General features: G+C 71.3%; 12 protein-coding genes. 7 read left to right on the top strand and 5 right to left on the bottom strand.

What is annotated here, in order from left to right; genetic code table 11:
* The first annotated feature begins 4 nt into the window (after positions 1–4).
* The 5 genes from ACPPVT_RS20155 (at position 5) to ACPPVT_RS20135 (ending at position 3,067) form a co-directional block, all read left to right on the top strand.
* Positions 5–1,012, top strand: a complete 1,008-nt coding sequence (locus tag ACPPVT_RS20155; protein ID WP_426563435.1) for a polyprenyl synthetase family protein — start codon at positions 5–7, stop codon at positions 1,010–1,012.
* Between the two features lie 71 nt (positions 1,013–1,083).
* Positions 1,084–1,719 (top strand): hypothetical protein, encoded by a 636-nt coding sequence (locus ACPPVT_RS20150; RefSeq protein ID WP_426563433.1) that lies wholly within the window; start codon positions 1,084–1,086, stop codon positions 1,717–1,719.
* 144 nt (positions 1,720–1,863) lie between these two features.
* Positions 1,864–2,199, top strand: a complete 336-nt coding sequence (locus ACPPVT_RS20145) for an ArsR/SmtB family transcription factor (RefSeq protein ID WP_426563431.1) — start codon at positions 1,864–1,866, stop codon at positions 2,197–2,199.
* A gap of 1 nt (position 2,200) precedes the next feature.
* Complete coding sequence (locus ACPPVT_RS20140) at positions 2,201–2,686, top strand: SRPBCC family protein (protein WP_426563429.1); 486 nt, start codon at positions 2,201–2,203, stop codon at positions 2,684–2,686.
* A 123-nt stretch (positions 2,687–2,809) separates the two neighbouring features.
* On the top strand, positions 2,810–3,067 hold the full coding sequence (locus ACPPVT_RS20135; protein ID WP_426563427.1) for a LysR family transcriptional regulator: 258 nt from the start codon (positions 2,810–2,812) through the stop codon (positions 3,065–3,067).
* A 17-nt stretch (positions 3,068–3,084) separates the two neighbouring features.
* On the opposite strand, the gene rarD is transcribed toward ACPPVT_RS20135, so the two are convergent.
* The 3 genes from rarD to ACPPVT_RS20120 are packed head-to-tail and all read right to left on the bottom strand — an operon-like array spanning position 3,085 to position 7,138.
* Positions 3,085–4,110: an EamA family transporter RarD gene (gene rarD / locus ACPPVT_RS20130; RefSeq protein ID WP_426563425.1), complete on the bottom strand. Its 1,026-nt coding sequence runs from the start codon at positions 4,108–4,110 to the stop codon at positions 3,085–3,087.
* Positions 4,107–5,201, bottom strand: coding sequence for a 2-oxoacid:ferredoxin oxidoreductase subunit beta (locus ACPPVT_RS20125; protein ID WP_426563424.1), 1,095 nt, complete (start codon positions 5,199–5,201; stop codon positions 4,107–4,109). Before ACPPVT_RS20125 ends, rarD begins: the two co-directional genes overlap by 4 nt.
* Complete coding sequence (locus tag ACPPVT_RS20120) at positions 5,198–7,138, bottom strand: 2-oxoacid:acceptor oxidoreductase subunit alpha (RefSeq protein ID WP_426567217.1); 1,941 nt, start codon at positions 7,136–7,138, stop codon at positions 5,198–5,200. Before ACPPVT_RS20120 ends, ACPPVT_RS20125 begins: the two co-directional genes overlap by 4 nt.
* 250 nt (positions 7,139–7,388) lie before the next feature.
* Between ACPPVT_RS20120 and ACPPVT_RS20115 the strand changes: the two genes are divergently transcribed.
* Together ACPPVT_RS20115 and ACPPVT_RS20110 are read left to right on the top strand one after the other, a co-directional pair.
* On the top strand, positions 7,389–8,288 hold the full coding sequence (locus ACPPVT_RS20115; RefSeq protein ID WP_426563422.1) for an anti-sigma factor RsbA family regulatory protein: 900 nt from the start codon (positions 7,389–7,391) through the stop codon (positions 8,286–8,288).
* A gap of 4 nt (positions 8,289–8,292) precedes the next feature.
* Positions 8,293–8,661 carry an NADH-quinone oxidoreductase subunit A gene (locus ACPPVT_RS20110; RefSeq protein WP_426563420.1) on the top strand — a complete coding sequence of 123 codons (369 nt, stop codon included), beginning with the start codon at positions 8,293–8,295 and terminating at the stop codon, positions 8,659–8,661.
* Positions 8,662–8,694: 33 nt separating this feature from the next.
* On the opposite strand, the gene ACPPVT_RS20105 is transcribed toward ACPPVT_RS20110, so the two are convergent.
* Together ACPPVT_RS20105 and ACPPVT_RS20100 are read right to left on the bottom strand one after the other, a co-directional pair.
* Complete coding sequence (locus ACPPVT_RS20105; RefSeq protein WP_426563418.1) at positions 8,695–10,005, bottom strand: FUSC family protein; 1,311 nt, start codon at positions 10,003–10,005, stop codon at positions 8,695–8,697.
* A 7-nt stretch (positions 10,006–10,012) separates the two neighbouring features.
* Positions 10,013–10,345: a TfoX/Sxy family protein gene (locus ACPPVT_RS20100; RefSeq protein WP_426563416.1), complete on the bottom strand. Its 333-nt coding sequence runs from the start codon at positions 10,343–10,345 to the stop codon at positions 10,013–10,015.
* Positions 10,346–10,370 lie beyond the last annotated feature (25 nt).

Raw genomic sequence — 10,370 nt, 5'->3', positions numbered from 1 at the left:
CCTGATGAGCGGCGCGCAGTCGTTCGGGCTGCCGTTGGACGACGCGGAGCTGGCGACCACGGTCGAGGACGCCATGGCGCGGGTCGAGACGTCGCTGCACGAGTCCGTCGGCCATGTCGACAACTACATCGCGACGGCCGCCGGGCACCTGCTGGAGGCCGGCGGCAAGCGGTTCCGTCCGCTGCTGACGGTGCTTGCCTCGCAGGCCGGACCGCAGGCGGGCAAGGTCAACGACGACGTGGTCAAGGCTGCGGTCGTGGTCGAGCTGACCCACCTGGCATCGCTGTACCACGACGACGTGATGGACGAGGCCGCGCTGCGTCGTGGCTCGCAGAGCGCCAACGCCCGCTGGGGCAACACCGTGGCGATCCTGACCGGCGACCTGCTGTTCGCTCGAGCCTCGCAGCTGGTCGCCGACCTCGGCGCCGAGGCCGTCCGGGTGCAGGCGGCTACCTTCGAGATGCTCTGCTCCGGCCAGATCCGCGAGACCGTCGGCCCGGCCGAGGGTCAGGACCCAGTGGAGCACTACCTGACCGTGCTGGCCGAGAAGACCGGCGTGCTGATCGCCACCGCGGGCCGTTTCGGCGCCTGGTTCGGCGGCGCGGACGAGGCGACCATCGACCTGATGCGCGAGTACGGCGAGCGGATCGGTGTCGCCTTCCAGCTGGCCGACGACCTGATCGACCTGGACTCGGACTCCGGCGAGTCCGGCAAGACGCCTGGCACCGACCTGCGCGAGGGCGTGGCGACCCTGCCGGTGCTGTACGCCCGTGAGTCGGACGACCCGGCGGACCTGCGGCTGCTCGAGCTGCTGGCCAGCGACCTGACCGACGACGCCCGGCACGCCGAGGCGCTCGGGCTGCTGCGGGCGCACCCGGCGATGGAGCGGGCCCGGCAGACCACCCGGCTCTGGGCGAACGCTGCGCACGCGGCTCTCGAGCCGTTGCCGGACGGCCAGGTCAAGACGGCGCTGGCGCTGCTCGCCGATGGCGTCGTCGAGCGCTCCGCCTGACGGCACGCCCGAACAGGCGCTTTGCGCCGACGTTGTGACTGCGTGACGAAAAGATCCACTAGCCTCCCGTCGTGATCGATGACTCGCTGGTGGTCCTGGTGGACGCACGAGCCGAACGTCGGTGGCACGCCCGAGCTGCGACGTTCGGACTGCTCGCCGTGCTCGCCGCTGCGTGCGCCGTGGTGATCGGCTTCCGGGCCGCGCTGACCTCATCCGACGGCTCCGCCGGGCTCGCCGCGTTCGTCGCCGGCGAGCTGACCGGGGTCCTCGGCCTGCTCGCCCTGTTCGTCATGGGCCGGCGGCTCTGGTACCGGTGCCGCTGCTTGGTGAACCTGCGGGCGCCCTTCACGGGACTGGTCGTGGACGGCGGGGGCATCCACCTCGACGACGGCGCGGCGCGGCTGCAGCTGCCGTGGTCCGCCGTCTCACGGATCGCGTTGGTGCCCGGCCCGAAGCGGCACCCGGCGGTGATCGCCGTCCAGCCTCGAGCGGATGCCCCGGCGGACCTGCTGGCCGCCGTCCGGCCGTGGCGTGCGCCGGCGCTGTGGACCGCAGGGGGCTGGGCGCGCAACGCCTCGACGCTCCAGGTGGATGTCGGCCAGATGGCCGCGGCGGTCTGGCACTACTCGGGCCGGACCGTCGCCGTCGAGGTCGCACCCGCCCTTGCGACCACGGCCTCCACCGCCCGCGGGGCGTCGACCCCCTAGCACTGCTGGGTCGTGCCTCGGCTGGTTGCAGTCGTGGTTGCAGCCTTGCGGGGGTGATCACCCCCAGTTCGCTGCAACCACGTATGCGATGCCCGGAGATCTGCGCCCACTTGACGTATGCCGATATCGGCATATGATTGTGGCATGGCCCGAGCAGCAACCACGACCGACGCGTTCAACGCTGTGGCCGAGCCGCGGCGCCGGCAGATCCTCGACCTGCTGGCTGGCGGCGAGCGGCCGGTCGGTGAGCTGGTCGCACTGCTCGAGCTGGCCCAGCCGCAGGTGTCCAAGCACCTGCGCGTGCTGAGGGAGGTGGGTCTGGTGGACGTCCGGGGTGAGGGGCGTCAGCGGCTGTACCGGCTGAACGCCGAGCCGCTCCAGTCGATCCACGAGTGGGTGCGCCGCTTCGAGCGGGACTGGGAGGAGCGCTTCGCCAAGCTGGACGACGTGCTCGCGGAGCTCAAGGACATGGAGAACTGAGATGGCACAGACCAGCACCGGCACGGCAGTGGTGACGCTGCCCAGCGACACCCAGATCCTGATCACGCGCGAGCTCGACGCACCAAGGCACTTGGTCTACCGGGCCTACACCACGCCGGACCTGGTCAAGCGCTGGTGGAGCGGCGACCGCGGCGAGGTCACCAGCGCCGAGATCGACCTGCGGGTGGGCGGCTCCTGGCGCTACGTCATGACCGCGAACGGCGGCTTCGAGGTCGCCTTCCACGGCGTGTTCCGCGAGATCGTCCCGAACGAGCGCATCGTCGGCACCGAGGTGTTCGAGGGCACGCCGGACGGTGAGGCGGTCAACACCGTCACCTTCACCGAGCAGGACGGCCGCACGACGCTGACCATGCTGGTGCAGCACAGCTGTGTCGAGCACCGCGATGCGCACATCAACTCCGGGATGGAGGGTGGCATGCAGGAGGCGATGGACCACCTCGAGCAGCTCGCGGTCTCGCTGGCCTGACGGTATGTCGGATCCGGTTGACATGTCCGGCGCGTGACGGTTGACACCATTGGCGCCCTTCGCGCAAGATGACCGCAGACGCCGTGGGGCGAGGGTGTGGGCGTCTGTCGAAGGGGGTAGTTCGTGGACGTCGCACTGCTGCGTGCTTTCGTGCACGTGTCCGAGATCGGGTCGATCACCGAGGCCGCACCCATGCTGGGGTACTCCCAGCCCGGGCTGAGCCAGCGGATCCAGGTGCTCGAACGCCGGCTCGGCTGCCGGCTGTTCGAGCGCGGGCCGACCGGCGTCCGGCTGACCGACCGCGGGACGGCGGTGCTGCCGTACGCACGCATCATGATCGGCGTCGCCGACGCGCTGCGGGCCGAGGTCCGGCGCGAGTGAGCTCGGCCGGGTGCCGGTCACGGCCCGGAGAGCACCGCCGGCTCGAGGTCCTGCGGGCTGGCGGGCCGCCGGTAAGCGCGGCCCGCATCCACGGTGAGCAGGCCCAGAGCCGCCCAGACGATCGCGAAGCCGACCCAGCGCGACGGCGGTACGGTCTCGCCGAGGAAGAGCACGGCGCAGAGCAGCTGCAGTACGGGCGTGATGAACTGCAGCAGGCCCATGGTGACCAGCGGCACGCGTCGAGCCCCTGCGGCGAAGAGCAGCAGCGGCACGACGGTGACGATGCCGGTGGTAGCGAGCAGCAGGCCGTGACCGGGGGGATCCTCGGTGAACGTCCCACGCCCGGTGACCTCGAGCCACACCAAGGTCGCCGCGGCCGTCGGGAACAGCACCGCCGTCTCCGTTGTGAGGCTGGCGATCGCGCCGACGTTCGCCCCGACGTGCTTCTTCAGCAGCCCGTAGGACGCGAACGACAGGGCCAGGGCCAGGGCGATCCACGGCAGGTGCCCGTAGCCGATCGTCAGGACGACGACGGCCACCGCACCGAGCGCGACCGCTGCCCACTGCAGCCGGCGCAGGTGCTCGCGCAGCACCAGCACGCCGAGCAGCACGGTGACGAGTGGGTTGATGAAGTAGCCGAGCGCTGCCTCGACGGCTCGGCCCGAGTTCACGCCGTACACGTAGACGCCCCAGTTGAACGAGAGGCATACGGCGGCGAGCGCGAGCCAGCCGAGCTGGCGAGGGTTGGCGAGCATCGGGCGGACCCAGCCGACCTGCCGGGTGACGGCGAGGACGAGCAGGCACACCAGGAGCGACCACACCACGCGGTTGACGACGATCTCGACGGCACCGGCTGGCTCCAGAGCGTGGAAGTACAGCGGGAACACGCCCCACAGCAGGAACGCGCCAGCGCCGTACGCCGTGCCCAGCCGGGCGTGCTCGGCAGGGCCTGGGTCGGCAGGGCGTGGGTCGGCAGGGCGTGGGTCGGCAGGGCGTGGGGCGGCAGGGCGTGGGTCGGCAGAGCGTGGGTCGGGACTGCTCACACCCCGGTGCCGACCGTCCAGGTGTCGTTGCCCGAGATGAGGGCCTGCAGCGCCTCCGTGGTCGGCGGGCCGTCCGCGCTCGCCGTCGTCACCTGCTCGCGCACCAGGTCGTCGTACGTCGGGCGCGCAACGTCGCGGAAGATGCCGACCGGCACGTGGGCCATGTCCCGGGTGTCCAGCCGTGAGATCGCGAAGGCGAGCGTCGGGTCGTCGGCGTGCGCGTCGTGCGTGACGACGTCCGCCGGGTTGGCGTCGGCGGCCGGGACGACGTCCAGCCCGCCGTGCGGCCCGCGCACCACCACCGTGGCCGCCTCGCCCTCACCGATCGTCATCGGCTCGCCGTGCCGAAGGCGAAGCAGCCGAGCCTCGGCGGACTCACGGTCCTTCAGCACCGCGAACGCGCCGTCGTTGAAGATCGGGCAGTTCTGGTAGATCTCCACCAGCGCCGTCCCGCGGTGCTGGGCAGCCGCCCGCAGCACCTCGGTCAGGTGCTTGCGGTCGGAGTCCAGCGTTCGCGCCACGAACGTCGCCTCCGCGCCGAGCGCGAGCGAGACCGGGTTGAACGGGTTGTCGACCGAGCCGGCCGGGGTCGACTTGGTGACCGTGCCGCGCTCGGACGTCGGCGAGTACTGGCCCTTGGTCAGCCCGTAGATCCGGTTGTTGAACAGCAGGATCTTCAGGTTCACGTTGCGCCGCAACGCGTGCACGAGGTGGTTGGCGCCGATCGACAGGGCGTCGCCGTCGCCGGTGACCACCCAGATCGACAGGTCGGGACGGGACACGGCCAGCCCCGTCGCGATGGCTGGGGCGCGGCCGTGGATCGAGTGCATGCCGTACGTGTTCATGTAGTACGGGAAGCGGCTGGAGCAGCCGATGCCCGAGATGAACACGACGTTCTCGCGGCGCAGGCCGAGCTCGGGCAGGAAGCCCTGCATGGTGGCCAGCACGGCGTAGTCGCCGCAGCCCGGGCACCAGCGGACCTCCTGGTCGGAGGTGAACTCCTTCTTCGTCTGCGGCGCAGCGCCTTCCGGCAGCGTCGGCACGCCGGCCAGCCCGGACGGACCCCCCGGCATCCCGAGGTCGATGCTCATGACTGCTCCTCCTGCGACCGCGCGGGCACCGGTCGGGCCGAGGCGCCCGCCTGCTCGGTGACGGCCGCGCTGATCACGCTGACCAGCTCGTGGGTGGTGAACGGCATGCCGCGCACCTGGTTGTAGCCCTGGATGTCGACCAGGAACCTGCCTCGCAGCAGCAGCGACAGCTGACCCAGGTTCATCTCGGGCACGATCACCCGCGGATAGGCCCGCAGCACCTCGCCGACGTTGCGCGGCAACGGGTTCAGGTGACGCAGGTGCGCCTGGGCCACCCGCATGCCCTGGTTGCGTGCCTCGCGCACCGCGGCCGAGATCGGCCCGTACGTCGACCCCCAACCCAGCAGCAGCACGTCGGCCGTGCGACCGCTCGCGTCGGCCGGGTCGTCCACCACCAGCGGGTCGATCGTGGCCGCGATGCCGTCGGTCTTGGCCTGCCGCAGCCGGACCATGTGGTCGTGGTTGTCCGGGTCGTAGCTGATGTCGCCGGTGATGTCAGCCTTCTCGATCCCACCCACCCGGTGCTCCAGACCCGGCGTCCCCGGCACGGCCCACGGCCGGGCCAGCGTCTGCGGGTCGCGCAGGTACGGATGGAACACAGGGCTGCCGTCGTCGTCGGTGGCGTTCGGGCTGGTGGTCAGCTCGACGGAGATGTCCGCCAGGGTGGTGATCTCCGGGATCCGCCAGGGTTCGGAGCCGTTGGCCAGGTAGCCGTCCGAGAGCAGCAGCACGGGGGTGCGGTAGGTGGTGGCGATGCGCACCGCCTCGATGGCCGCGTCGAAGCAGTCGGCCGGCGAGCTCGGCGCGATGATCGGCACCGGGGCCTCGCCGTTGCGGCCGTACATGGCCTGCAGCAGGTCGCTCTGCTCGGTCTTGGTGGGCAGGCCGGTCGACGGCCCGCCGCGCTGGATGTCGCAGATCACCAGCGGCAGCTCGAGGGAGACGGCCAGTCCGATGGTCTCGGACTTCAGTGAGATGCCCGGGCCGGACGTGCTGGTGACGCCCACGGCACCGCCGAACGCGGCGCCGAGCGCCGCGCCGATGCCGGCGATCTCGTCCTCGGCCTGCAAGGTCGTGACACCGAACCGCTTCAGGCCGGACAGAGTGTGCAGGACGTCGGACGCCGGCGTGATCGGGTACGAGCCCAGCAGCAGCGGGCGACCGGCCCGGTGCGCGCCGACCACCAGCCCGTAGGCCAGCGCCGTGTTGCCGGTGATGTTGCGGTACGTGCCGGTGGCCATCGGCGCCGGCGCGATCGAGTACCGGACCGCGAAGTCCTCGGTGGTCTCGCCGTAGTTCCAGCCGGCGTGCAGCGCTGCGAGGTTCGCCTTGAGGATCTCGGGGTTCTTGGCGAACTTCGCGTGCAGGAAGGACTCGGTGCCCTCCGTCGGGCGGTCGTACAGCCAGGAGAGCAGGCCGAGGGCGAACATGTTCTTCGCCCGCTCCTTCTCCTTGCGGGTCAGGTCGTAGTCGGACAGCGCCTCGACGGTGATCGAGGTGAGCCCCACGGCGTGCACGTGGTAGGAGTCCAGGGACCCGTCGTCCAGCGGGTTGGCGGCGTAGCCGACCTTCGCCAGGTTGCGCTTGGTGAACTCGTCGGTGTCCAGCAGCACCATCGCGCCGCGCGGCACGTCCCGGATGTTGGCCTTCAGGGCGGCCGGGTTCATCGCGACCAGCACGTCCGGCGCGTCGCCCGGGCTGAGCACGTCGTGGTCCGCGAAGTGCAGCTGGAAGCTGGACACGCCGGGCAGGGTGCCCTGCGGAGCGCGGATCTCGGCGGGGAAGTTCGGCAGCGTCGACAGGTCGTTGCCCAGGGCCGCCGTCTCGGACGTGAATCGATCACCCGTGAGCTGCATGCCGTCACCGGAGTCACCCGCGAATCGGATCACCACACGGTCGAGCTTGCGGACCTGCTTGCCACTCGTCGGGTGCTTCATCTGCGCTGTCATCGCCTCGCTGAACCGGGTATGCACTACCTACGTCATCGTAGGTCGCCCACGATCCGGATGCGCGCTTGACCGGCATTTGGACAGGAAAAGTTTTCGATCCGCGGACGCGAGCCGGGAGTAACTTGTCGGCGAGGGCCAGAGGTTCCCCGCTCGGGAAGAAGGCACTACGCGACAACACAGCGGCTACCAGCACGAGGCGCTGCTCTACGACGGCGACTCGCAGTTCCTCGACGGCACCGTGGGATTCGTCCGGGACGGCCTCGAGCTCGGCCAGCCGTGCCTGGTGGCCGTGCCCCAGCCGCGGCTCGAGGCGTTCGCGGACGCGCTGGGCAGCGACGCCGACGAGGTTCAGCTGGTGGACATGTCCGAGCTGGGCGACAACCCGGCGCGGATCATCCCGGCGTGGCGAGAGTTCGTGGACCGCCACGGTGCGCACGGCGAGCCGTTGCGCGGCGTGGGGGAGCCGATCTGGTTCGGCCGCGGGCCGGCCGAGATGGCCGAGTGCGCCCTGCACGAGGCGCTGCTGAACGTCGCGGTCTCGCCCGACGAGCCGCTCTGGCTGCGCTGCCCCTACGACGTGTCCGAGCTGGACGAAGACGCGTTGCATGGTGCCCGGCGGAGCCACCCGGCGCTGATCGAGGCGGGCCGGCAGCAAGGCAGCAGGTCCTACGCCGGTGCGTTGCTGGTCGAGGAGCTGTTCGCGGGGTCGCTGCCCGAGCCGCCGGCCGTGCACCAGCGCCGGACGTTCGCGAAGGGTGAGCTGGCCGACGTCCGGCACGCTGTGTCCGCGTTCGCCCGGCACGCGGGACTCGGCCCTGGCCGGGCCGACGACCTCGTCCTGGCGGTGGCCGAGCTCACCACCAACAGCCTGCGGCACGGCGCGCCCACCGGCGTGCTGAGGTTCTGGCGTACCGAGGACCATCTGGTCTGCGAGGTCCGCGACGACGGCCGGATCGACGACCCGTTGGTGGGACGCCGGATGCCGGGCCCCGAGGTCGATGGCGGTCGCGGGGTCTGGATCGCGAACCAGCTGTGCGACCTGGTCCAGGTGCGCTCGTCCGAGCGCGGCACGGTAGTCCGGGTGCTCGTCCGGTTCGGGCCGACGATCGTCGGCCCGCCAACCGGCTCGCTAGGGTGACGACGTGCACCAGCTGCCGCCGTACGCGATCGTCGGGCTCGTCGTCCTCAGCGGTGTCGCGCTGTTCCTGGCGGGCACCCAGGGCACCAGGCTGCTGCGTCCCGCCGCCCCCACGCCCGGCAAGCTGACGACGTACGAGTGCGGGGTCGACCCGGTCGGTGACGGGTGGGCGCAGTCGAACATCCGCTACTACCTCTACGCGTACCTGTACGTGGTGTTCGCAGTGGACGCGATGTACCTGCTGCCCTGGGCCACGGTGCTGACGCTGCCCGGGTTCGGCTGGCGGACGCTGGCCGAGATGGGCGTGTTCCTCGGCGTCCTCGCGGTCGGGCTGGCGCACGCGTGGCGGCGGGGCCTGCTGCGCTGGGTCTGAGCTCGGGTTCGCCCACACGCTGTGTCGCCGACCCTAGTCACGACCGCCGACATCACCGCGGCGCTTGAGCCGGTCCGGCTGCAGACCGCGCGGATACGGCCGCTCCGGATGCGGCAGCACGCTCTCCACCACCCGGGGTAGCTGGGCCATAGGCCGACGTGCCTGCTCCTCCTTCCACCGCTGGTGGACGCGGGCGCGGTCCTCCAGGTCCAGCCGGGACAGGAGCTGCTCCACGGCGGCCAGGACGGACGCGCGCAGCAGCCACGACGAGGTGTTGTGCGCGGCGTCGACCATGATCAGCTCGGTCAGGATCGCCTTGGTCTCGCGCAGGATGTCCAGGCTCTCCGCTAGCGCCTGCTCGGTCTCCTGCTCGCGCCCCTCGGCTTCGGCGACGACCAGGTTGCCGAAGGCGCGCAGGCAGTCGGCGGTGTCGTGCAGCACCACCGCGAAGGCCGCGCGCAGCTCGGAGCCGTAGGGGTCCTCCGGCTCGTCGGTCGCCGGGATCTCGGCCTGGATCACGGTGAACAGCGCACGGATCGCCAGCAGGCAGTGCTCGAGTGTGTCGAGCCCCGACTTCAGCACCGGCTCGACGTCGACCGTCCCCAGCGCCCGGGTGTTGAAGCGCCTGCTGTCCTTGAGCCGCGCGAGGACGCCGGTCGCCGACGCGACGTACCGGTTCGCGGCTCGGACCCGGTCGATCCACTCCTCCACCTCGGCCCGGGTCACCGGGCTGTCGACCAGCGCGTCCGCCGCGGCGTCCAGCGGGGCCGCGCCGGCGTCGGCGACGCGACGCAGCTCCCCGGCGGCCGCGGCCGTCGGCATCGCCGGCGGGTAGAGCAGGTTGAACGACACCCCGACGGCCGCACCGATCAGGGTGTTCAGGATCCGGGTCTCGGCTGCGACGTCGTGGTTGCTCACGCCCAGGATGAGCATGGCGCTGATCGGGGCCTCCAGCGCCTGCTCGCCCAGCCGCAGCCCCTTGGCCAGCACGAGCGAGATCGCGATCGCGGCGCCGAGGCTCCACCAGGTCAGCCCGACCCAGGCCGACAGCACCGTGGCCACCAGGATCCCGGCGAGCACCGCGCCGACCCGGACCGCGCCCATCTTGATCGTGGAGAACGCCGATGCCTGGACGACGAGCAGCGCGGTCAGCGGGCCGGTCAGGTCAAGGGCGCCGTCGGTCAGCGCGGCCGAGAACAGGAAGGCGACCACTGCAGCCGAGGTCAGCCGGGTCACCGACACCATGGTCGGCCGCAGCCGTCGCGGGACCTCGCGCCACCGGTCGGGGTGCCCAGGCCACGCCCAGTCAGCGAGCACCCGCCCCCGGGAGCGCTCGCCGTCCATCAGCCCCCTACTTCGCCGGCAGGGATCGCGCGTAGGACAGGCCGACGTCCACAAAGGCCTGCAGCTCGGCGTCCGTCTGCAACGCCTCAGGGTGCACGGCCAGCCAGCCGTTCATCGCCCGGCCGCGCATCTCGAACCGCTCGACGTGCGGTTGGCTGGTCAGCGACTCGGCGTCAGCCGGATCGATCCGCAGCAGCACCCCGCCCTGGCCGCTGGCCGCGACCGCCATGTTGCCGCGCACGAGGAAGGCGAGCCCACCGAACATCGCCTTCTCGCTGAGTCCCGGTTCGCCCGCAGTGGCGTCCCGGATCCGCTGCGCCAGCACCCTGTCGTAGGCCATGGCGTCAGTATGGGCCCGTCCGGTT

The organism is Angustibacter sp. McL0619 (assembly GCF_049994355.1).
Taxonomy (GTDB): Bacteria; Actinomycetota; Actinomycetes; order Actinomycetales; family Angustibacteraceae; genus Angustibacter.
The sequence above is the reverse complement of the archived record's forward strand: the minus strand, read 5'-3'. Positions and strand labels throughout refer to the sequence as shown.

Coding starts and splice junctions, on each gene's coding strand:
- ACPPVT_RS20155 (WP_426563435.1), top strand. CDS start 5: ATGAGCGGCGCGCAGTCGTTCGGGCTGCCGTTGGACGACGCGGAGCTG.
- ACPPVT_RS20145 (WP_426563431.1), top strand. CDS start 1,864: ATGGCCCGAGCAGCAACCACGACCGACGCGTTCAACGCTGTGGCCGAG.
- ACPPVT_RS20140 (WP_426563429.1), top strand. CDS start 2,201: ATGGCACAGACCAGCACCGGCACGGCAGTGGTGACGCTGCCCAGCGAC.
- ACPPVT_RS20125 (WP_426563424.1), bottom strand. CDS start 5,201: ATGAGCATCGACCTCGGGATGCCGGGGGGTCCGTCCGGGCTGGCCGGC.
- ACPPVT_RS20120 (WP_426567217.1), bottom strand. CDS start 7,138: ATGAAGCACCCGACGAGTGGCAAGCAGGTCCGCAAGCTCGACCGTGTG.
- ACPPVT_RS20105 (WP_426563418.1), bottom strand. CDS start 10,005: ATGGACGGCGAGCGCTCCCGGGGGCGGGTGCTCGCTGACTGGGCGTGG.
- ACPPVT_RS20100 (WP_426563416.1), bottom strand. CDS start 10,345: ATGGCCTACGACAGGGTGCTGGCGCAGCGGATCCGGGACGCCACTGCG.